This window comes from Hymenobacter jeongseonensis (genome assembly GCF_015694725.1).
Classification (GTDB): Bacteria; Bacteroidota; Bacteroidia; order Cytophagales; family Hymenobacteraceae; genus Hymenobacter; species Hymenobacter jeongseonensis.
This window is the reverse complement of sequence record NZ_JADQDQ010000002.1, coordinates 125123-146200: the sequence shown is the minus strand read 5'-3', so window position 1 is coordinate 146200 and position 21078 is coordinate 125123. Positions and strand designations below refer to the sequence as shown.

General features: G+C 58.1%; 17 protein-coding genes and 1 pseudogene. 7 read left to right on the top strand and 11 right to left on the bottom strand.

Annotated features, from left to right (window positions below; all coding sequences use genetic code 11):
• Window positions 1–145: 145 nt before the first annotated feature.
• The 7 genes from carB to I2I05_RS04230 form a co-directional block, all read right to left on the bottom strand.
• Entirely contained in the window at window positions 146–3379 is a 3234-nt protein-coding gene (gene carB / locus I2I05_RS04260; RefSeq protein WP_196280994.1) for a carbamoyl-phosphate synthase (glutamine-hydrolyzing) large subunit, read from the bottom strand.
• Between the two features lie 93 nt (window positions 3380–3472).
• Window positions 3473–3841 (bottom strand): hypothetical protein, encoded by a 369-nt coding sequence (locus tag I2I05_RS04255; protein WP_196280993.1) that lies wholly within the window; start codon window positions 3839–3841, stop codon window positions 3473–3475.
• A 120-nt stretch (window positions 3842–3961) separates the two neighbouring features.
• Complete coding sequence (gene carA, locus I2I05_RS04250) at window positions 3962–5041, bottom strand: glutamine-hydrolyzing carbamoyl-phosphate synthase small subunit (RefSeq protein ID WP_196280992.1); 1080 nt, start codon at window positions 5039–5041, stop codon at window positions 3962–3964.
• A gap of 469 nt (window positions 5042–5510) precedes the next feature.
• Window positions 5511–6650 carry an aspartate aminotransferase family protein gene (locus I2I05_RS04245; RefSeq protein ID WP_196280991.1) on the bottom strand — a complete coding sequence of 380 codons (1140 nt, stop codon included), beginning with the start codon at window positions 6648–6650 and terminating at the stop codon, window positions 5511–5513.
• A complete protein-coding gene (gene argC, locus I2I05_RS04240; RefSeq protein WP_196280990.1) occupies window positions 6650–7630 on the bottom strand; it encodes an N-acetyl-gamma-glutamyl-phosphate reductase in 981 nt (326 codons plus the stop codon). Before argC ends, I2I05_RS04245 begins: the two co-directional genes overlap by 1 nt.
• Window positions 7620–8810 (bottom strand): argininosuccinate synthase, encoded by a 1191-nt coding sequence (gene argG, locus I2I05_RS04235; RefSeq protein ID WP_196280989.1) that lies wholly within the window; start codon window positions 8808–8810, stop codon window positions 7620–7622. The genes argC and argG overlap by 11 nt, the downstream gene beginning before the upstream one ends.
• Window positions 8811–8813: 3 nt before the next feature.
• Window positions 8814–9434 carry a GNAT family N-acetyltransferase gene (locus I2I05_RS04230; protein ID WP_196280988.1) on the bottom strand — a complete coding sequence of 207 codons (621 nt, stop codon included), beginning with the start codon at window positions 9432–9434 and terminating at the stop codon, window positions 8814–8816.
• A 427-nt stretch (window positions 9435–9861) separates the two neighbouring features.
• On the opposite strand from I2I05_RS04230, the gene argB reads away from it, so the two are divergent.
• A complete protein-coding gene (argB, locus tag I2I05_RS04225) occupies window positions 9862–10644 on the top strand; it encodes an acetylglutamate kinase (RefSeq protein WP_196280987.1) in 783 nt (260 codons plus the stop codon).
• Entirely contained in the window at window positions 10632–11699 is a 1068-nt protein-coding gene (locus I2I05_RS04220) for a M20 family metallo-hydrolase (protein ID WP_196280986.1), read from the top strand. The genes argB and I2I05_RS04220 overlap by 13 nt, the downstream gene beginning before the upstream one ends.
• Before the next feature lie 9 nt (window positions 11700–11708).
• On the opposite strand, the pseudogene I2I05_RS04215 reads toward I2I05_RS04220, so the two are convergent.
• A pseudogene (locus I2I05_RS04215) lies at window positions 11709–12057 on the bottom strand (VOC family protein).
• 224 nt (window positions 12058–12281) lie between these two features.
• Between I2I05_RS04215 and argH the strand changes: the two are divergent.
• Complete coding sequence (argH, locus tag I2I05_RS04210; protein WP_196280985.1) at window positions 12282–13601, top strand: argininosuccinate lyase; 1320 nt, start codon at window positions 12282–12284, stop codon at window positions 13599–13601.
• Between the two features lie 18 nt (window positions 13602–13619).
• Here argH and I2I05_RS04205 read toward each other — a convergent pair whose 3' ends face one another.
• Window positions 13620–14042 carry an EamA family transporter gene (locus I2I05_RS04205; protein ID WP_196280984.1) on the bottom strand — a complete coding sequence of 141 codons (423 nt, stop codon included), beginning with the start codon at window positions 14040–14042 and terminating at the stop codon, window positions 13620–13622.
• A 135-nt stretch (window positions 14043–14177) separates the two neighbouring features.
• On the opposite strand from I2I05_RS04205, the gene I2I05_RS04200 reads away from it, so the two are divergent.
• The 3 genes from I2I05_RS04200 to I2I05_RS04190 all read left to right on the top strand — a co-directional run bounded on the left by I2I05_RS04200 (window position 14178) and on the right by I2I05_RS04190 (window position 16591).
• Window positions 14178–14900: a PD-(D/E)XK nuclease-like domain-containing protein gene (locus tag I2I05_RS04200; protein ID WP_196280983.1), complete on the top strand. Its 723-nt coding sequence runs from the start codon at window positions 14178–14180 to the stop codon at window positions 14898–14900.
• 111 nt (window positions 14901–15011) lie between these two features.
• On the top strand, window positions 15012–15605 hold the full coding sequence (locus I2I05_RS04195) for a TetR/AcrR family transcriptional regulator (protein ID WP_196280982.1): 594 nt from the start codon (window positions 15012–15014) through the stop codon (window positions 15603–15605).
• A gap of 59 nt (window positions 15606–15664) precedes the next feature.
• A complete protein-coding gene (locus tag I2I05_RS04190) occupies window positions 15665–16591 on the top strand; it encodes an alpha/beta fold hydrolase (RefSeq protein ID WP_196280981.1) in 927 nt (308 codons plus the stop codon).
• A 53-nt stretch (window positions 16592–16644) separates the two neighbouring features.
• Here the strand turns inward: I2I05_RS04190 and I2I05_RS04185 are convergent, their stop codons facing one another.
• Together I2I05_RS04185 and I2I05_RS04180 are read right to left on the bottom strand one after the other, a co-directional pair.
• Window positions 16645–17661, bottom strand: a complete 1017-nt coding sequence (locus I2I05_RS04185; protein WP_196280980.1) for a J domain-containing protein — start codon at window positions 17659–17661, stop codon at window positions 16645–16647.
• A gap of 34 nt (window positions 17662–17695) precedes the next feature.
• Entirely contained in the window at window positions 17696–18598 is a 903-nt protein-coding gene (locus I2I05_RS04180) for a histone deacetylase family protein (RefSeq protein ID WP_196280979.1), read from the bottom strand.
• A 697-nt stretch (window positions 18599–19295) separates the two neighbouring features.
• Here I2I05_RS04180 and I2I05_RS04175 point away from each other — a divergent pair.
• Window positions 19296–20819 (top strand): TROVE domain-containing protein, encoded by a 1524-nt coding sequence (locus tag I2I05_RS04175; protein WP_196280978.1) that lies wholly within the window; start codon window positions 19296–19298, stop codon window positions 20817–20819.
• Window positions 20820–21078: the final 259 nt, after the last annotated feature.

The following is a 21078-nucleotide window of genomic DNA, read 5'->3' as shown; positions in this document are numbered from 1 at the left end:
TTCAGTGTCAAAAAGAACGTCATGCTGAGCGCAGTCGAAGCATCTCTACCGCAGTAGTAAATAGTTACTCTCGCGGTAGAGATGCTTCGGCTCCGCTCAGCATGACGCTCAATATAAAAGTTGTTTTCGCTGTTGTTCTGCCGATTTACATCGTCTTATACTCGTTCCAGCTTTTAATCTTCAAATCCTTCATTTCCAGCGAGCAGAAGGCCTGGATAAACGCCTTCGCCAGCCGCGCATTCGTCAGCAAACCAACGCCGAAATCCACGGCCGTGCGGCGGATTTTGTAATCATTGTCCAGCTCGCCTTTCGACAGGTTTTTGGGGATGTTGATGACCAGGTCTATTTTCTTTTCCTTCAGATATGTCAGCACGTTGGGCTCCTGCAGCTCATTGGGCCAGAAGAGCAGGCTGCTGGGGATGCCGTTTTCGGCGAAGAAGCGGTGCGTGCCTTGCGTGGCGTACACGGTGTAGCCCTTTTTTATGAGCAGCGCGGCGGGCGCGAGCAGCGCCACTTTGGAGATGATGGGGCCGCCGGAAATCAGCACGGTTTTCTGCGGGATTTTGTAGCCCACGCTCAGCATCGATTTCAGCAGGGCTTCCTCGGCGGTGTCGCCCAGGCAGCCGACTTCGCCGGTGCTCACCATGTCAACGCGCATCACCGGGTCGGCGCCGGGCAGGCGGGTGAAGGAGAACTGCGGGGCCTTCACGCCCACGAAGGGCAGGTCGTAGACCCGCTCGCTTTCGTCACGCTCTACTTTCTTGCCCAGCAGCACCTGAGTGGCCTTTTTGATGAGGTTGTTGCCCGATACTTTCGACACGAACGGGTAGCTGCGCGAGGCCCGGATGTTGCATTCAATTACTCGGATTTCGCCGTTTTTTTCCAGGAACTGAATGTTGAATGGGCCGCTGATTTCGTAGCGCTTGGCAATCTTTTCGGCGATAATTTTGAGCTTGCGGATGGTGCCCACGTACACCCGCTGGGGCGGGTAATACATGGTGGCGTCGCCGGAGTGCACGCCGGCAAACTCCACGTGCTCCGAGATGGCATAGCTCACGATTTCGCCGTGGTCGGCTACGGCATCCAGCTCAATTTCCTTGGCTTCCTGGATAAATTCCGACACCACTACGGGGTATTCGTCGCTCACATCCACGGCGGTTTGTAGGAAAGCTTCCAACTCGAAATTATTGGAAACCACGTTCATCGCTGCGCCCGACAGCACGTAGCTCGGCCGGATAAGCACCGGGAAGCCGACTTCACGCACGAACTCGTACATGGCATCCAGCGAGGTCAGCTCTTTCCAGCGCGGTTGCGCAATGCCCAGCTCGTCCATGATGCTGGAGAACTTGTGGCGGTTTTCGGCCTCGTCGATGCGGGCCGGGGCGGTGCCTAGGATGGGCGCTTCTGCCTCGGCCAGGCGGGTGGCGAGGTTGTTAGGAATCTGGCCGCCTGTGGAGAGAATGACGCCCTCTGGCTGCTCAAAATCCAGAATATCCATCACCCGCTCGAAGCTCAGCTCCTCGAAATACAGACGGTCCGAGACGTCGTAGTCGGTCGAAACAGTTTCAGGGTTGTAGTTGATAATGATGGTTTTGTAGCCTTCTTCGGCGGCTGTTTGCACGGCCTGCACGCCGCACCAGTCAAATTCCACCGACGAGCCGATGCGGTACACACCCGAGCCCAGCACCACCACCGACTGCGCGGTTTCGCGCGTCAGGTCGTTTTCGGTGCCGTGGTAAGTGGTGTAGAGGTAGTTGGTTTTAGCCGGAAACTCGGCCGCCAGCGTGTCAATCTGCTTCACCACGGGCAGCACGCCCAGGGCCTTGCGGCGGGCGCGCACTAGCAGCTCATCGGCTTTCACGTCGCCTTCGCCCAGCAGCTTCACGGCAATCTGTTGGTCGGAAAAACCGGCCTTCTTCACGTCGCGCAGCAGCTTGGTTTCCAGTCCGTCCAGGCCCGCGCTGCGGCCGGCGGCGAGCTGGTTGCCCAGCTCGAAAATGACGTAGAGGCGCTGCAAAAACCAATGGTCAATCTTGGTCAAGTCATGCACTTGCTCCAGCGTGTAGCCGGCCTCAAAAGCACTGTTGATGGCGAAGATGCGCTCCTCGTTCGGCTCGCTCAGGAGTTGGTCGATGGCAGTGTGGTCCAGCTCGTCCTCGGGCCGGTTGGCCACGAAGCCGCGCTTGCCGGTGTCCAGCATCCGCAGGCCTTTCTGGATGGCTTCCTCGAAGGATTTGCCGATGGCCATGACCTCGCCCACGCTCTTCATGGCGCTGCCAATCTGGCGGTTAACGCCCGCGAACTTGCCCAAGTCCCAGCGCGGCAGCTTTACCACCACGTAGTCGAGCGCCGGCTCGAAGAAGGCCGACGTGGTTTGCGTGACGCTGTTTTTCAGGTCGGCCAGTGAGTAGCCTAGGCTCAGCTTGGCGGCCACGAAAGCCAGCGGGTAGCCCGTGGCCTTGGAGGCCAGCGCTGAGGAGCGCGACAGGCGCGCATTCACCTCAATCACGCGGTAATCCTCCGAAACGGGGTCCAGCGCGTACTGAATGTTGCATTCGCCCACGATGCCCAGGTGGCGAATGGTCTTGATGCCGATGCTGCGCAGCTTGTGGTACTCGCGGTTGCTCAGCGTTTGGGACGGGGCCACCACGATGCTCTCGCCGGTGTGAATGCCGATGGGGTCGAAGTTTTCCATGTTGCAGACCGTGATGCAGTTATCATAGGCATCGCGCACCACTTCGTACTCCACTTCCTTCCAGCCCTTCAAGGATTCTTCCACCAGAATCTGGTCGGAAGTAGTGAAGGATTTTTGGGCCAGTGTCCGCAACTCGTCCATGTTGTTGGCGAAGCCGCTGCCCAGCCCGCCCAGCGCAAAGGCCGCCCGCACGATGATGGGGAAGCCGATTTTCTCGGCCGCCGCCAGCGCGTCGTCCATCGTGGTCACGGCCACGCTGCGGGCACAGAGCACGCCAATCTGCTCCAGCTTCTCCTTGAAAATATCCCGGTCCTCGGTGTCGATGATGCTCTGCACGGGCGTGCCCAGCACCTTCACGTTATACTTCTCGAATACGCCAGCGCGATACAGGGCCACGGCGCAGTTCAGCGCCGTTTGGCCGCCAAAGGCCACCAGAATGCCATCGGGCTGCTCTTTTTTGATGACTTCCTCCACGAAGTAGGGCGTCACGGGCAGGAAATACACGTCGTCGGCAATGTTGTCCGACGTTTGCACGGTGGCAATGTTGGGGTTGATGAGGATGGTGCGGATGCCTTCCTCCTTCAGCGCCTTGAGGGCCTGCGAGCCGGAATAATCGAACTCCCCGGCCTCGCCAATTTTCAGCGCGCCGGAACCAAGGATGAGAACTTTGTTGGGTTTGTTCATTCTAAGGATTGGGTAACAGCCCGCTCGTGCGGTGATGTTAAAAGGCAGTTGTGCGAAGTCGGCTACCGCCGATTGTTCACGTAGCTAGGGTCTCTACTTGGTAAAAAGGGTGTCGCTTTTCACGATTTCCCACTTGCCGGACGGTCGTTTGGTCGTCCAGATTTTTATTGCGGCATCGGCCTGCTCACCATCTAATACAAAGCGGAAGAGTAGGGTGTCTTTCGTAGCACTCATATCTTCAACCTTGAAGTTTCTGCCGGTTATTCTCCCGGTTCTACTGGTTATGCTGGGAGAAACTCGAGCCGAACTCATGGCATCATTAACTAGGTCACCTGGCTCACCCAGCACGGCTTTCAGAACCGTTTGCTGTCCCATGTATTTGGCAAAGCAGAACACTGCAAAAGCTAACGCTCCTATTAGTAAGTATCCCCAGTTTGGGAAGGGTCTGTCTTTTACCTGCATGTGAATAGTGCGCCGAGAAGTGACAAAGTTGAAGCAAAGAAGGTCAGGTAAAGTGGCTGCAAATGGCGATTCGAGCGAGATGCTTTGCTACGCTCTGCCTGACGCTCATTTTCGTCCGTACTACTTTGATGCTTTATACTCTACCACCGCTTTCAAAAAGTCATCAAACAGGAACTCCGTATCCTGCGGGCCGCCGGCGGCTTCGGGGTGAAACTGGGTGGAAAAGAATGGCTTGGTTTTGTGCTTGATGCCTTCACAGGTGCCGTCGTTCAGGTTCTCGAATAGAATGTCCCACTCAGCGGGCAGGGTGGCAGTGTCGACTGCAAAGCCGTGGTTTTGGCTGGTGATGTAGCAGTGCTGGGTGCCGGTGAGCTTTACGGGCTGGTTGTGGCTGCGGTGGCCGTATTTCAGCTTGAAGGTGTCGCCGCCCGCGGCCAGGCCCATGAGCTGGCTGCCCAGGCAGATGCCGAAAATCGGCTTGTCCTGTTGCAGGGCTTTCTGGAGGTGTTGGATGGTGGCTTCGCACATTTTGGGGTCGCCGGGGCCGTTGCTCAGGAACAGGCCGTCGTAGTCGAGGGTCGTGAAATCGTAGTCCCAGGGCACCCGAATCAGCTCCACGTCGCGCTCCAGGAAGCAGCGGATGATGTTGGTTTTGGTGCCGCAGTCCACAAGCACGATTTTGTGCTGGCCGCTGCCGTAGTGCTGCACGCCGGCCGGGCTCACCTGGGCCACCAGGTTTTCAAGGTTGGGGTCGTGCAGGGGTACGTCGGTTTCGGCCACGATTTTGCCCAGCATGGCGCCTTTCTCGCGCAGCTTCTTGGTGAGCATGCGGGTATCGACGCCGAAAATGCCGGGGATGTTGTACTCCTTGAGCCAGTCGCCGAGGCTTTTGGCGGCGTTCCAATGGCTGTGCTCCTCGGAGTAGTAGTTCACCACGAGGCCGGCAATGTGAATCTTATCCGACTCGAAAATCTTCGAAATCGACTCGTACAGCTCCTCGCCGGGCACGCCGTAGTTGCCCACCATGGGGTAGGTGAGCACCAGAATCTGGCCGGCGAAGGACGGGTCGGTGAGGTTTTCGGGGTAGCCGGTCATGGCCGTGCTGAACACCACTTCGCCCGCGGCTGAGGTGAACGCGCCGAAGGATTCGCCCTGGATTTCGGTGCCGTCTTCGAGGATGAGTTTTACGGTTTGGGACATTTATAGGGAGGGAATGTAGAGACGCAATACTTCGCGTCTCAATCGTTGCTAACGTTGTCGGGGTTGGGTGTGTGGCGGGCCGTTTAACGACGAGACGCGAAGTGTCGCGTCTCTACACCGTTCTCGTGTTTCGTTCCGCGACTTTTGCAGCCGGCCCGATACAATTTCGGCTGGAACAGAACCATAAATCAGGGGTCTGTTCCAGCCGATGCAGGAGGGATGCCGAACGGGAGCGAAAGCGTGTAAATCAATCGGCTCCACGTACTGCCGATTCCAGATGTCAGGCATCGGGAAATCGGGCGGGCACAACTGCGGGATGGAAACGGGAGTGGCCGCTCTTTCGCGGAAAGAGCCGGCCGACGGCTGCGCAACGGGGGCCAATGGCAGCGGGCAGCTTATCAGAAGGGGAGCCGGGCTCGTGAACTTCGTCGTGCTACTCATTAAGGCTGCAAGTTAGGCCCCCGGCCGCTCAATTCCTCACTTCGGCCGGAATAAGTGTGTACAGCGCCTGCAAAAACCGGTTGATTTCGGCCTTCGTGATGTTGAGCGGTGGCAGCAGCCGGAGTACCGTGGGGTCGGAGGCGTTGCCCACGAAAATGTGGTGTTCGGCGAGCAGCTGGTCGCGGATTTCTTTGATGGGGAAATCGTATTTGATGCCCACCATCAGACCGCGGCCGCGGATTTCTTCGGCGCCGGCGTGGGCCAGCAGTTCGGTGCGGAGGTAGTCGCCCATTTCGGTGGCGTGGGCCAGCAGGTGTTCGTTCTCGACGACTTCGAGCACGGCCAGGGCGGCGGCGCAGGCCAGGTGGTTGCCGCCGAAGGTGGTGCCCAGCAGGCCGTAGGAGGCTTTCAGATGGGGCGCAATCAGGATGCCGCCGATGGGAAAGCCGTTGCCCATGCCCTTGGCCACGGAAATGATATCGGGCCGGATGCCGGCGTGCTGGTGCGCGAAAAACTTGCCGCTGCGGCCGTAGCCGCTCTGCACTTCGTCGGCGATGAGCAGCACGTTGTGCGCGCCGCACAGCAGCGACAGCCCCTGCAGGAAGTCATCAGAAGGCATGATGATTCCGCCCACGCCCTGAATGGGCTCGATAATGACGGCGCAGACATCGCCGCCGCGCAGGATTTCGGCCACCGCCTTCAGGTCATAATCGACGAAGCTGATGGCGTGGCCGGCATTGAAGGGGGCCACGATTTTAGGGTTGTCGGTGGCGGCCACCGCGCCCGAGGTGCGGCCGTGAAACGCGCCTTTAAACGCCACCACGCGGGTTTTGCCGGTGTGGAAGGAGGCCAGCTTCAGCGCATTCTCGTTGGCTTCGGCCCCCGAGTTGCACAGAAACAGCGCGTAATCGTCGTAGCCCGATACCTGGCCCAACTTGTGCGCCAGCTGCGTCTGAATCGGAATCTGCACCGAGTTGGAATAGAAGCCGATGTTCTGCAGCTGCTCGGTGAGGCGCTGCACGTAGTGCGGGTGGCTGTGACCGATGGAAATAACGGCGTGGCCGCCGTAGAAATCCAGGTATTCCTGGCCCTGGTCGTCCCACAGCTTGGCGCCGAGCGCCTTTACCGGCGTGATGTTGACGAGGGGATAAACGTTGAAAAGCTCCATTAGAAAAGCACCGATTTAAGGTTGAGGCCTGTCGTTTCGGGCAGGCCAAAAATCAGGTTCATATTCTGCACCGCCTGGCCCGAAGCGCCCTTTACCAGATTGTCAATAACCGAGGTAATGAGCAACTGCTTGCCCTGTTTCTGCACGTGCAGCAGGCATTTGTTTGTATTCACCACCTGCTTGAGGTGAATTTCCTTGTCCGACACCGTGGTGAACGGCGCGTCGGCATAAAACTGCTTATACAGCTCCCGCGCCTCGTCCTGCGTCAATTCAGATGGTGTGTATACGCTGGCGAAAATGCCCCGCGAGAAATTGCCACGGTAGGGGATGAAGTGAATCTCCGCTTCTGATTGCGGCTGCAGCTGCGCCAGGCTCTCGCCGATTTCGCCGAGGTGCTGGTGCGTGAAGGGCTTGTAGATGGACACGTTGTTGGTGCGCCACGAGAAATGCACCGTTTCCGACAGGCTCTGGCCCGCGCCGGTTGAGCCAGTGATGGCCGACACGTGGATGTCGTCGGTGAGCTTGCCAGCCTTAGCCAGTGGCAGCAGCGCCAACTGAATGGCGGTAGCGAAGCAGCCTGGGTTGGCAATGCTTTGGGCCTGCTGGATGCGGGCTTTATTTAGCTCCGGCAGGCCATACACAAACTCGCGGCCTTCGAACTCGGCATCCGCGTTCAGGCGGAAGTCGTTGCTCAGGTCGATGACGTGGGTGGTTTCGGGCAGAGTGTTTTTTTGTAGCCAGGCTTTGGAATTGCCGTGGCCCAGGCACAGAAATACCACGTCTTCATCACCGGCCAATTCGGAGGTGAAAGCCAAGTCCGTTTCGCCCACCAGGTCGTCGTGCACCTGGTACACGGGGTTGCCGGCATTCGACGAGCTGACGATGCCGCCCAACTCTACGAACTCGTGGTTAAGCAGAATGCGAATAAGCTCGCCAGCGGTATAGCCGGCCCCGCCCACAATGCCGGCCTTAATTTTCATCGTGCAGGCTGGCGCTAATTTTCAGCTGGTTGCCGAAAATCTTGATGAAACCACGAGCGTCACGGGCATCCCAGGCGTTGTTTTCCTCGCCGTAAGTGGCCACTTTCGACTGCATCATGTCGTATTTCGACTCGATGCCGAGCAGGTCGAACTGGTAGGGTTTGAGTTGCACGAATACCTTGCCCGACACGTGGTTCTGCGACGATTCTAGGAAGGCTTCCATGTCGCGCATCACTGGGTCGAGGTATTGGGCCTCGTGCAGCAGCGTGCCGTACCAGTTGGCGATATAGTCCTTATGCAGCAGCTGCCAGCGGGTGCTGGTGTGCTTCTCCAGCAAGTGGTGCGCCTTGATGAGGATGAGCGGCGCAGGCGCTTCAAAACCCACGCGGCCTTTGATGCCTAGGATGGTATCGCCCACATGCGTGTCGCGGCCGATGGCGAATGCCGAGCCCAGTTCATTCAACTTTTGAATCAGCGCTACCGGGTCCAGCGTCTCGCCGTTCAGCGCCACGGGTTCCCCTTTTTCGAACGTGATTTCCACGCGTTCCGAATCCTGCCGCTGCAATTGCGACGGGTAAGCACTTTCGGGCAGGGCCTCGTGCGAAGTCAGTGTCTCGACGCCGCCCACGCTGGTGCCCCAGATGCCTTTATTAATAGAATACTTCGCCTTTTCCCAGCTCATTTCGAAGCCAGCTTTTTGCAGATACTCAATCTCGGCCTGGCGCGAGAGTTTGAGGTCGCGGATGGGCGTGAGGATTTCCGTTTTGGGTGCGATAACCGAGAACGCTACGTCGAAACGCACCTGGTCGTTGCCGGCGCCGGTGCTGCCGTGCACGATGTAATCTGCTTCGTTGGCGCGCGCATACTCGGCAATGGCCAGCGACTGGAACATGCGCTCGGCACTCACGCTCAGCGGGTAGGTGTCGTTTTTCAGCACGTTGCCGAACAGCAGGTAGCGCAGGCAGTCCTGATAAAAGCGCGTGGTCACATCAATCACCTCGTGCTTCACCGAACCCAATTCGTAGGCACGCTTCTCAATGGCGGCCAGTTCCTCAGCCGTGAAGCCGCCGGAATTGACAATTACCGTGTGGACTTCCAGGTCGAGGTCGCGCGACAAATACACGGCGCAAAACGAGGTGTCGAGGCCGCCGCTATAGGCGAGAATAGCTTTTTTCTTCATTATTTATAGTGCAGAATCGGTTTCAGTAGCGGGGTTTTGGGGAAGGGGCAGGGTGGGGGTGAGGACGGCAAAGTCAGGCACTTGAACCTGCACCAACTGCTTTTCGGGCGTGTCATAGAGCATGCCGGTGCAGAGACACATCTTGCGCTCGTTCTCCATCAGGATGCTGTAGTTTTTGCAGCTTTTGCAGCCCTTCCAGAAGTCTTCGCTGGTGGTCAGCTCCGAGAAAGTCACGGGCTCATAACCCAAATCCGTGTTGATTTTCATCACGGCCAAGCTGGTCGTGATGCCGAAAATCTTGGCCTGCGGGTACTTGGTGCGCGAAAGTTCGAACACGGCCTGCTTGATAGCCCGGCCCACGCCGCCCTTGCGGATTTCGGCGTTTACAATCAGGCCCGAGTTGACGACAAAGGTCTTGTCATCAAAGGTTTCAATGTAGCAGAAGCCGGCTAACTCGTCATCAACGAAGGCGATAACGCCGTCGCCGCTGGCCATTTTCTGGGCCACATATGAAGGCTCGCGCTTGGCGATGCCGGTGCCCCGCGTTTTGGCCGACTCGACGTACCATTGGCATAATTGTTCAGCGTACTGTTCGTCCGCTTCCGTTGCAACCCGTATTGTCATTGATTATAAAATACTTAGGGATAGATGCGCGGCTGTCCGGAAACCCCGTCCGTAAGTTTATACGGGGAATTCCTGCTAAAGCCCAAACCTGTCTGTAAGTTGAGCGGATACTAACCCGGCTCAAAAGGGCTGGCCAAGGGGCCAACATGCGGCTGCTGAAGCCGCTAGGGTCGTCGCACCAAAACGCAAGCGGTTTTGCAAACACCAGCAACACCTGGCCAAGCGGCAGGGGCAAGCGGAGTAGGCAAATAAACCGAGACGGTCATGGCGGAGAATTATTGGTTTGGACGCTTTAACGAGGGGTCGACCCAAGTGGTTCAAATCTGCCGCAAATGTAAAAGGTCCTACTTTTGCATGCAATGTTTCCCCTCTTATTTTTTGAAACTGCCACCTGCCCGGCTGGCGTTGCCCACCAAAAAAAGTTGTAATGAAGCCCCAGCTGAAGATATTTAAAATAGGCGGTGGCATTATCGACCACGTGCCGGATTTGCTGGAGTTTTTACGGCTCTTTGCCAAAGTGGGCGGCCCCAAAATACTGGTGCACGGTGGTGGCAAGGGCGCCAGCGAGATGATGGCCAATTTGGGCATTGCGCCCCGCATGCTGAACGGGCGACGCATCACCGATGAAGCCACGCTCGATATCGTGACGATGTTTTATGCGGGTAAAACTAACAAGCAGATAGTGGCTGCGCTGCAAAGTATGGGGGTTAATGCGCTGGGCCTTACCGGCGCCGATGGCAACGTGATTCTGGCCAGGAAGCGCCCGGTGCGGGAGGTAGACTATGGATTTGTTGGCGACCTGAATGAGGAGAGCATTAACACGGCGAGCATTCACCAGTTCTTAGCCATGGGAATGACGCCCGTATTCTGCCCCATTAACCACGATGGACAAGGACAATTATTAAATACCAACGCCGATACCATTGCTGCTTCGGTGGCAAAGGCATTGAGCAAAGAATATAAGGTGGAGCTGCATTTCTGCTTTGAGAAACGGGGCGTTTTAGCTGATATATCGGATGAAAACTCGGTTATCACCAGAATAAACCTGTTCGACTATGCTGAGCTGAGAGAAAGCGGAATAATTGCGGATGGCATGTTGCCCAAATTAGAAAGTGCGTTTGATGCCTTGCAGTTTGGCGTTGATAAAGTAATAATTGAGCATGCGCTTTACATCGATGATGCCCTGAATACGACTTTATGTCTGAAATAATTAGTCAGTTGAGTAATGATGCCGTTGGCTTATTAATTCGGCTAATTAAAACGCCTTCGTTTTCGCGCGAAGAATCCAACACAGCGGACTTGATTCAGGAGTTTTTGGCGGCGCATGGAGTTGATGCTAAGCGACAGAAAAACAATGTGTGGGCCGTATCTACGCATTTTGATGCCCGCAAGCCGACGGTGCTGCTGAATTCACATCATGACACGGTAAAAGCGGGTGCGGGTTGGAATTACGACCCTTTCGGAGCGGTGGTGGAAGGGGATAAATTAATTGGGCTGGGGAGCAACGACGCGGGTGCTTCGGCTGTGAGTTTGCTGGCTGTGTTTCTGTATTTTCAGAAGCAGCAAAATGCGTTTAATTTGATTTGCGCAATTACTGCGGAGGAGGAAATTTCGGGTGCCAATGGCATTAGGAGCGTGTTGCCAGCGTTGGGAAAAATCGACTTGGGCATTGTGGGCGAACCAACGGGGATGAACCTCGCCATTGCGGAAAAAGGCCTGATTGTGCTCGATGCCACTGCCTATGGAAAAACCGGCCACGCCGCCCGAGAAGAAGGCGAGAATGCGCTTTATAAAGCGCTGGACGATATTCAATGGCTACGCGGCTATCAGTTTCCCAAGATATCACCATTCCTGGGTGCGGTGAAGACGACGGTGACGCAGATAAGCGCCGGCACGCAACACAATGTGGTGCCGGACCGCTGCCAATTTGTAATTGATGTGCGGACCAATGAACTGTACCAGAATGCTGAAATAGTCGAAATTATCCGCGCTAATCTGCAGTCGGAAATAGTGCCGCGCTCCACGCATCTCAATTCTTCACGCATTAGCGAAAACCATCCGTTGGTGCGCAAAGGCGTGGCAATGGGCAAGCAGGTGTACGGCTCGCCCACGCTCTCGGACCAGTCGATGATGCCATTTCAGACCTTGAAAATAGGCCCGGGAGAAAGCGCCCGCTCTCACACTCCGGACGAATTTATTTTGCTAAGTGAAATACGCGCCGGAATTCGTGATTACATCGAGTTGTTGCTCGGGTTAGAGCTATAAATTGTAATCTCACGCCTGTTCGGGCGCGGCAATGTCAATTTCGTGCATTTGCATGAGGGCAGCAGTTTTACGTTTGGCGCGTTCCGGGTTCTTGTCGCGCAGCAGCTTGCCGATGTTGGCCGGGGTGATTTGCCACGACACGCCAAACCGGTCTTTGAGCCAGCCGCACGGGCCCGGTTTGTCGCCACCGGCGGTTAGCTTGGCCCATAATTCGTCGATTTCAGCTTGGTTTTCGCAGCTCACGGAAAGCGAAATGCCATCGGTAAAGGTGAAATGGGACCCGCTGTTTATGGCGATGTATGACGGTGTAGTAGGTGGTGTTGGTGATGGCGGAATCTTTGAAAATGCTGGTGTACAGCTTCGCGGCAGCCTCGGCCTGGTCGTTGTAGCTCAGGAAGGTGGTGATTTTCTACATGGCGTTGGAGAACTGGTGAAGAACCCAAAATAGCGGCTTCTACGGGCTAGCTGGCTAGATGATTACGCCAAATTGCCGGGTATTTTGCGTTAATTTTTGCGGGTAGTTAATGCCCCTGTAAGAGGCTTAAGCTGGCAACTATTGGGGGCCGTCCTACCTTTGCCCGCATGAAAATCTGGGAAAAAGGCATTGCCGTCGACAAGAAAATCGAGCAGTTCACCGTAGGGCACGACCGTGAGCTAGACCTTTATCTGGCGCCGTTCGACGTGCAGGCATCCCGGGCGCAGGCCAACATGCTGGCTGCGGTGGGCCTGCTCAGCGAGGCCGAAAACCAGCAGCTGCAACAAGGGCTGGACGAGCTAGCGGCTGAAATAGCGGCGGGTAACTTCGTCATTGGCGAGGATTTCGAGGACGTGCACTCTAAAATCGAATTCTATCTAACCGAAAAATTCGGCGACGCAGGCAAGAAAATCCACACGGCCCGCTCGCGCAACGACCAGGTGCTGACGGCCATTCAGCTGTTTATCAAGGATTACACGGAACGCGTTGCGGCCAAGATTATTACGTTGGCGGAGGTGCTGCTGAAAAAAGCCGAAGTGCACCAGGCGGATATTTTGCCGGGCTACACCCACTTTCAGGCGGCCATGCCGAGCAGCTTCGGGCTGTGGTTTTCGGCCTACGCCGAGCATTTGCTGTTGGATTTGAGCTTGTTTGAGGCCGCGCACACGGTGGCCGACCAAAACCCGCTGGGCTCCGGCGCGGGCTTTGGGAGCAGCTTCCCGATTGACCGGGAAATGACGACGCGGGAAATGGGTTTCGGCAACGTGGCCGTGAGTGCGGTGGGCGCGCAAATGCTGCGCGGCAAAACCGAAAAAACACTGGCCTTTGCCATTGCCGGGGCCGCAGGCACGCTGGGCAAACTGGCGTATGATTTGGTGATGTACAACAGCCAGGATTTGGGCTTTGTGACCTTGCCGAAGGAGTTTACGACGGGCTCCAGCATCATGCCGCACAAGAAAAACCCCGATGTGTTTGAGCTGGTGCGCGGCCACGCCAACCGCCTCCAGGCGCTACCCAACGACATTATTCTGGCCACCAGCAACCTGCCCAGCGGCTACCACCGCGACTTTCAGCTGCTGAAGGAGCTGCTGTTTGGGCCGATGATGCAGTTCGTGGACCTGCTTGATATTTTGCTGTTTGCGCTGCCCGAAATCAAGATTAAGTCCGGTATCATCGACCAGGCCAAATACGACCCTATTTTCTCCGTTGAAAACATCAACCAGTTGATAATTGCTGGGGTGCCGTTTCGCGATGCCTATCAGCAGGTGGGACGCGCGGTGGAAGACGGCAGCTACGTGCCGCACCGTGAGTTTCAAACCACGCATTTGGGCAGCATCCACAACCCCGGCCTGGCAGAAATTGCGGGCAAGATTCAGCGCTGGAAATCGCAGAGTGCTTTACTGGCCAATGCAGCAGTAGGGGAGTAGGCTGGGCTTTATTCAGCATCAAGACCACACCAGCACAACGGTGCCGGCCAAAATAAGCACCGCCCCCAGCATGCCGCGGGCCGAAATAGTTTCGCCCAGAAATACCACCGCAAGCAGCAGGGCTAAGGCTACGCTCAATTTATCGACGGGCGCAACTTTGCTCACTGGTCCTAGCTGCAAGGCGCGGAAATAGCATAGCCACGAGGCCCCGGTGGCCAAGCCTGACAACCCTAAAAAAAGCCAGGTACGCCCGCTCAAGTCGGGTAGCCCGCTCGTGGCACCCCGCGCCAGCGCAATGCCCCAGGCCAGCACCAAGATGACCACCGTGCGAATGGCCGTTGCCAAATCAGAATCGACCCCCCGAATGCCTGCCTTGGCAAAAATGGCGGTGAGGGCCGCAAAGAGGGCCGAAAGCAACGCGTAAGGAACCCAGGAAGCCATGGTGCAGTGAAAAAAATGAATGGATGCGCAACGTATTGAAACGAAGTACGCAGGTGGCCGCATAACCGCGGGCTTGGGGACGGCGTAGGGTTTAAGCAGAGCCATTCTGTGCTTTTTTCTGTTACCTTTTCACCTATGCCCGATTCCGCTGTTCCGTTCCGCCGGCCCGATTTGCTGCGCCTTGACTACGATACTTACCGGGCCCTGCCCGCCATTGCCAATTCCGACCTCTCGCGCCTGCGCGATGCGTTGGATGGGCGCCCGCCTCGCCCCCAAACCAGCTCCAACGAAGGCGCCCTCAGCTTTGGTACCGCCTTTCACACCGCCCTGCTCGAGCCGGCGGAGTACGTAGCCGGCCAGCCTGGTCTCAACGATACGCTGGTCTGGTGGCTAGTCGAGGGCGTCAAACTCAACAGCCAACTAGCCGAGCTGCTCACCCAAGGCATTCCCGAAACCAGCGTGCTTTTCACGGAGCCCGAAACCGATACGCTGTGCAAGCTGCGCGCCGACCTGGTGGTCGACCAGCCCGACCAGCCCTTCACCATCATCGACTTCAAAACCACCATGGCCCGCGACGCCGACCATTTCCTCTGGCAATGCTCGGCCTATGATTACGACCGCCAAGCGGCCTTCTACACCGATGCCATGCGGGCCGAGCGGTTTTTGCTGGTGGGCGTGCAGAAAGTGGAGCCGTTCAGTGTGTTCACCATTGAAGTGAGCGAGCAAATGCTCGCCGAAGGCCGCACCAAGTACCAGCGGTTGCTGCGTTTGCTGAAGGCCCCGGCCACGGCACCCGCCTATCGAGCCGAGGCCGTGCAAGCAGCCGTGGATGCGTTGGGACTGCAGGCGGAAGAGTAATAGCTGAATTTGTTTGAACATCAAAAAAGCCCTCCCTGATTTCAGGAGGGCTTTTTTGATGTTCAAACTTACACTTACTTATTAGTTAGTAAGTGTTATATTTGCCCAGTTATGAATGCTCAAAACCCGCAAGCCACTCTGGCGTTTGACACCCGAACCCGCATTCTCGACTTAGCCGGGGGCTTGTTGATGGAGCGCGGTTACAATGCGTTTAGCTACCAGCACATCGCGCGGGAGTTGGGCGTGAAGCCTGCCGCCATTCATTACTATTTTCCTAGTAAAGACGACTTGGGCACCGCCATTGTAACGCGCCAGCTCAAGCGCCTGCGCAAGTGGCGCGACCTGCCCCGCGTAGCCGACTTGCCGCCCGCGGAGCAGCTCGAAGCCCTGTTCGCGGTGTATGATAACCACGCGCGCCAAGAGTGCCGCGTGTGCCTGTTTGGCGCGTTGGCGGCTGATTTTCGCACCTTGCCGCCCGCCATGCAAGCCGAACTCCGCACTTTCAATGGAGAGCTGACGGCGTGGTTGGCCCAGGTATTGGCAGTGGGAAAGGCTACCGGCGCACTCCGGTTTGTGGGCAGCCCTTCGGCCAAGGCCGTGCAGGTGCTCACGACCCTCGCCGGGGCCCTGCAGGTGGCGCGGGTCCACGATGAAACCCCTTACCATACCATCGTAGGCCAACTTCGGCTAGAATTGCTCGTGTGAGCTGCCGTCTTTCTAATTGGGAATAATCCGGTGCTTCTTTTCGCTCTTACCTGCTTGCCATGACCAATACCTTCTCACCTGCCCAGGATTATTATAACGCCGATGTTGTCGTTGCTTCAACCGCGCCCCGGATGCGCTATCCCTCGCCTCCGGCTGGGCTGCAGTGGCTGCGCATGCAGTTGAAAGTGTTATCTGCAATAGCTCCGGAATTGGCTTTTCGACAAGCCTGGAAGCTGTTTTGCACGCCCCGCCGCCTGCCTCAGAAGGCATGGGAAGCACCGGCGCTGGCCGATGCGCGCCGCCGCACCATTGCCTACGAAACCGGCTCTGTGGCCGTGTACGAGTGGGGGCCGGCTGCGGCTCCGGCCGTGGTGCTGGTGCACGGCTGGGAGCACCGGGCGAGTTTCTGGCGGGCCTGGGTGCAGCCGCTGCTGGTGGCGGGCTACCGCGTGGTGGCTCTGGATGGGCCCGCGCACGGCGCTTCGGCCGGGAAGCAAACCACCCTTCCTGCTTTCGGCGGGGCGGTGCAGGCGGTGATTGATACCGTGGGCGAGGTGCGGGCCGTTGTGGCGCACTCGTTTGGAGCGGCCTCGGTGGCGGGCCTGCCGGTGCGGCTGCCGGCTGGGGTGCCCCTGCCACGCTTGGTGATGCTGAGTGCCCCAATCGGCCCGCGGGAGGTGGCCGGGCGCTTCGCCGATTTCCTGTATCTGTCCAATGACTTCGTGGCGCGGTTTGCCCAGTTCGTGGAGCAGGCCACCGGCCGGCCCGCCGATTCGTTCGGCGTCGCCGTTGCCGGCCCCGGCACTGGCGCCGAAAAAGTGCTGGTCATCCACGACGAGGACGACGAAATAATTCCTTTCTCGGAAGGGCGGGCCATTGCAGCTACTTGGCCCGGCGCGGTGTTGCACGCCACGCGCGGCCTGGGCCACAACCGCATCATGCGCGATGCTGGCGTGGTGCAGGCGGCGGTAGAATTTATTGCTTAATTCTGGGCCCGATATAAAGGGGGTAGTTCTGCGGTTGCCGTTTCGCGGTTTGCTTAAATACTGCTCATGCCTTCGGCGGCTAATTGGCGCAGCACATCGCGCAAGCCATCCGGCTCTTGCAGCAGAGTCCCAACGTGCTGCACGTATTCCGCTTCGGCCCGCAGGTCGCGCTTCAGTTGCCGTAGCTCCGCCTCTTGCTTTTTGGCCGAAGCGCCTTGGAAGCCAGTGGGGCCATACTTCATCTCGTTCATCTCCTGCTTTAGGGTGATTTGCTGCTGAAGCAGGGCACGGGTGTAACGGGCCAGCACATCGTCCGAATCGGCATCGGCCGGGCCCGATTCGGCCAGCAGCTGCAGCAGGGTGTAGAGGTCGTCGGCCTCGTAGGCCTCTGTGATGCGCTGCATCTGGGCAGTTTTGCCGGCCTGCTTTTCGGGGTCGCGCTCCAGGTCGGGGTGGTGGGTGCGGGCAAGCTGGCGGTAGATGGTTTTGGCGTTGGATTCGAGCTGTTTCTGGTCGGCTTGCTCGGCTTCATCCTTGGCGCGCTGCGCTTTGGACTTGCGGCGGGCGCGAGCGGCGGCGGCGGCTTGCTCGTGCGGCGGCAGGGTGGGGTCGGGGATGTATTGTTCCTGCGTCTCGGCTTTGGCATGGGGCTCAGGCTTGGCTTGGGCCTCGCGGCTGTTGCGGCGGGCGGCGGGGGCGTATTTGCGAATTATCTCGCTTTCGTCTTCGCCAAACCGTTCCTCCAAAGCCCGGGCATTTCCTAAAATCAACTCCGTAATCTGCTCTTCTTCCAAGCGGCTGAAATAGCCCAGCAGCAGGGATTCTTCTAAAGTTGGAAATAAGTTGCGGCGGGCGGCCACCACGGCGGTAGCGGCGGGGCCTACTTGCTGCCAGTAGCGCCGCCGCGCTTCCGCCTGCTCGGCGCGCAGGTCGCGCAGCCGCTCGCGCAAATTCTCAACGTCCAGAATGGCTTGCCGAAATGCCAGCTGGGCCGGGGAGCCCGCCGGTTTTTCATCGAGCCGCACGGGTACGGTAACGGGCGCGGGATGCGCAGAAGCAGCGTTTTTCATGGGTTGCAAAGGTAGGGACGTGGCGGGGTGCGGCTTACGGCCACAGCTCAAACGCCACCCGGAACGTGTTGCAATGCGCATCCACGATGTCGGCCAGCCGTTCGGAATAGCCGCCGCCCATGCTCACGGCCACAGGAAGTTGGTGTTCGCGGCACAGGCGCAGCACCAGTTCGTCGCGCTGCCGGCAGCCCGCTGGGGTCAGGGCCAGCTTGCCCAACTTGTCGGTGGCCAGCACGTCCACACCTGCTTGGTAGAACACGAAATTGGGCTGCACCTGGGCCAGCAGCCTCGGTAGGTTGTGCTGAAGCAGGCGCAGGTATTCCTCATCGCCCGTGCCCAGCTCCAGGGCAATGTCCAAATCAGACTTCTCCTTCCGGAGCGGGTAATTGGCCCCGGCGTGCATGGAAAACGTGAACACGCGCGACTCGTGCTCGAAAATAGCCGCCGTGCCATCGCCCTGATGCACGTCCAAATCCACAATTAGCACCTGCTTCGCCAAGTCGTTAGCCAGCAAATGCGCGGCGGCAATGGCTTGGTCGTTGAGTACACAAAACCCCTCGCCGCGGTCGGCAAAGGCGTGGTGGGTACCGCCGGCCAGGTTCAGCCCTACGCCATCCTGCAACGCTTTCAGGGCCGATTGCAGGGTGCCGGCGCTGCTGCTGAGCGAGCGCCGCACCAGCTGCGGGCTTTGCGGCAGGCCCAGCCGCCGCACTTCGGCGGGGCTCAGGTTTAGGTCGCGCACTTTGTGCCAGTATTCCGCCGTATGCACCCGCAGCACGTCTTCCTCCGCGCACAGGCCGGGTTCGTAGAAGTCATCGGCTGCCGCAATGCCTTGCCACAGCAACTGCTCGCGAATCAGGGCATATTTGGCAATGGGGAAGCGGTGCCCTTCGGGAAGTGTGAGGGTGTAGTGGTCGGAAGTTGCGAGACGTGGCATGTGGCTGTACATACCAGGGATAGGTGGTGGAGGTTTGTGTTACCAGAATTTGTTTGAAAATTAATTGAGCGTTAAAACTGCTTAAAAGAATCGGATTTGCATTTTGTTGAAATATTTAATAATTAATTTCAAAAATAATTTGCTGTATGAAAATTAATTACCAACCTTTGTCGCACCAAAAGCAAACAACCATGTACCGCCACCTGATATTCACCAGCAATTCGGATAAGATGCAGCCAGAAAAGCTGCTTCCGCTCGGTACGTTTGCCTGATTTTAGCATCTGCTAAAGCCCGACACCGCCCGAGCCCATAACGCTCGGGTTTTTTGTTGTTAGCCGGTTTACAGCCGCTTACCCATTCAATCCATGCACCGCATCTGCCCCGAATACCTGCCCCAGCAGCCCCAGCGCCGGCCCGATTGCGGCTCGCTGAAACGGTGTGGTCGTGCTTTTCTTCTTTGTTGGTTACGTCGATAATCCCGGCGTAAATCACGCGAAATAGAAAAGCCCGGCCCACAAAAAGCCGGGTTTTTTCGTCTTTTTAATTTCCAAATAAAAGCGATTTTTTATTTGAACGGAAGAGGTGCGTCTAATTCAAATTAATAATTAGATACACGAACATCAAATCGGTTTTTCTGAATAATTAATTCAAAAACTGAATTCAAATACTGCTTTCCATCCTTCAAAACACCCACCTTATGCGCTTCAACTTCTTCTCTCGAAACAGCGCGCCCACCGTTAACCACGAGGGCGCTGCCGCCTTCACGCTCACGCCCCAGATGGAGCTGTACGCCGCCGTAGCCACGGCCGCGCTCAGCGACCATTTCTACGAGAATGCCGACACCCGTTTGGCGCGCTTGCGTGAATTGGTGAGCAAAAACGAGCCCTTGTTTGTGGCGCAATTGGCGGTGTATGCCCGTGAAAGCCTGCATTTGCGCACCGTGCCCTTGGTGCTGTGCGTGGAACTGGCCCGCTTGCACCGCGGCGACAATCTCCTGAGCCGCTTGGTGGCCCGGGTAGTGCAGCGCCCCGACGAAATCACGGAATTGCTGGCTTACTACGCCCAGGCCAACGGCCGGAGCGGGACCAAAATCCTCAACCGCGTCTCTAAGCAGCTGCAGAAAGGCCTGGCGATGAGCTTTAATACCTTCGATGGCTACCAGCTGGCGAAGTACGACCGGGACGGCGCGGTGCGCTTGCGCGATGCCCTGTTCCTGGTGCACCCCACGGCGCGTGATGCGGCCCAGCAGGCTTTGTTCGACCAGTTGGTGCGCGGCGAATTGCCCACGCCCTACACCTGGGAAACCGAGCTGTCGGCGGTAGGGCAGGTGGCCTACGCCACGCCTGCCGAGCGGGCGGCTGCGGTAGCCCGAACCTGGGAAACGCTTATTGCGAGCGGCAAGCTGGGCTACATGGCCCTGTTGCGCAACCTGCGCAACATCCTCGAAGCCAACGTGTCGGCCACCGCCATCACGCAGGTGTGTGCCACGCTGGCCAATCGGGCCGCGGTGGCGCGCAGCAAGCAGCTGCCGTTCCGCTTCCTGGCGGCCTTTCGGGAGGTGAAAGCCTTGTCGAGCGGCCACGTGGCGGCGGTGCTCACGGCGCTGGAAGCAGCCATTGCCCACAGCGCGGCCAACCTGCGCGGCTTCGGTCCCGAAACCCGCGTGGTGGTGGCCTGCGACGTGTCCAGCTCCATGCAGCAGCCCATTTCAGCGCGCAGCAAAGTGCTGCTCTATGATGTGAGCCTGGTGCTGGGCATGTTGCTCCAAAGCCGGAGCCAGAACGTGACGGCCGGTATGTTCGGCGATACGTGGAAGCGCATCAGCCTGCCCCGCGGGCCGGTGCTTCGCAACGTGGAGGAGTTCTACCGCCGCGAGGGCGAGGTGGGCTACAGCACCAACGGCTACCTCGTAATCAAAGACTTGCGTCAGCGCCGCGAGGTGGTGGACAAGGTGATGATGTTCACGGACGTGCAGCTGTGGAACAGCCGCGGCGACGGCGGCACCCTGGCCCAGGAATGGGCCGAGTACCGCCGCACCGTGGCCCCCAACGCCCGCCTCTACCTCTTCGACCTGGCCGGGCACGGCACCGCCCCGCTGGAGGTGCGCCCCGAAACGGGCGTGGCCCTCATCGCGGGGTGGTCCGACAAAATTTTCGACGTGCTCACGGCGCTCGACAATGGCGGCTCGGCGCTCAGCGAAATCGAGAAAATTGAACTGTAAAGCCTTCTTAAAAAACGGCCGGGCAATAAAGCGGAACCCCCGGCCGCTGCGGCGCAAGGTGGCGTAGGCCGGGCCTACTTCGCGGGTGCACATCGAGTGGCTGCTTCGGCGGCGGTGGCTCACTGCCATTCACTCAACGTAGCCCACCGCTCATTCCCCTTGCTTAAGCTGAAAAAAAGCTGTTGAAATGAGGAAGACGGCTGCCTAATTGGGGCAGTCGCCGACCGGAACGGCGCCACTGTTGTGGCCCGTTCCAACT

Coding starts and splice junctions, on each gene's coding strand:
- carB (WP_196280994.1), bottom strand. CDS start 3,379: ATGAACAAACCCAACAAAGTTCTCATCCTTGGTTCCGGCGCGCTGAAA.
- I2I05_RS04255 (WP_196280993.1), bottom strand. CDS start 3,841: ATGCAGGTAAAAGACAGACCCTTCCCAAACTGGGGATACTTACTAATA.
- carA (WP_196280992.1), bottom strand. CDS start 5,041: ATGTCCCAAACCGTAAAACTCATCCTCGAAGACGGCACCGAAATCCAG.
- I2I05_RS04245 (WP_196280991.1), bottom strand. CDS start 6,650: ATGGAGCTTTTCAACGTTTATCCCCTCGTCAACATCACGCCGGTAAAG.
- argC (WP_196280990.1), bottom strand. CDS start 7,630: ATGAAAATTAAGGCCGGCATTGTGGGCGGGGCCGGCTATACCGCTGGC.
- argG (WP_196280989.1), bottom strand. CDS start 8,810: ATGAAGAAAAAAGCTATTCTCGCCTATAGCGGCGGCCTCGACACCTCG.
- I2I05_RS04230 (WP_196280988.1), bottom strand. CDS start 9,434: ATGACAATACGGGTTGCAACGGAAGCGGACGAACAGTACGCTGAACAA.
- argB (WP_196280987.1), top strand. CDS start 9,862: ATGAAGCCCCAGCTGAAGATATTTAAAATAGGCGGTGGCATTATCGAC.
- I2I05_RS04220 (WP_196280986.1), top strand. CDS start 10,632: ATGTCTGAAATAATTAGTCAGTTGAGTAATGATGCCGTTGGCTTATTA.
- argH (WP_196280985.1), top strand. CDS start 12,282: ATGAAAATCTGGGAAAAAGGCATTGCCGTCGACAAGAAAATCGAGCAG.
- I2I05_RS04205 (WP_196280984.1), bottom strand. CDS start 14,042: ATGGCTTCCTGGGTTCCTTACGCGTTGCTTTCGGCCCTCTTTGCGGCC.
- I2I05_RS04200 (WP_196280983.1), top strand. CDS start 14,178: ATGCCCGATTCCGCTGTTCCGTTCCGCCGGCCCGATTTGCTGCGCCTT.
- I2I05_RS04195 (WP_196280982.1), top strand. CDS start 15,012: ATGAATGCTCAAAACCCGCAAGCCACTCTGGCGTTTGACACCCGAACC.
- I2I05_RS04190 (WP_196280981.1), top strand. CDS start 15,665: ATGACCAATACCTTCTCACCTGCCCAGGATTATTATAACGCCGATGTT.
- I2I05_RS04185 (WP_196280980.1), bottom strand. CDS start 17,661: ATGAAAAACGCTGCTTCTGCGCATCCCGCGCCCGTTACCGTACCCGTG.
- I2I05_RS04180 (WP_196280979.1), bottom strand. CDS start 18,598: ATGCCACGTCTCGCAACTTCCGACCACTACACCCTCACACTTCCCGAA.
- I2I05_RS04175 (WP_196280978.1), top strand. CDS start 19,296: ATGCGCTTCAACTTCTTCTCTCGAAACAGCGCGCCCACCGTTAACCAC.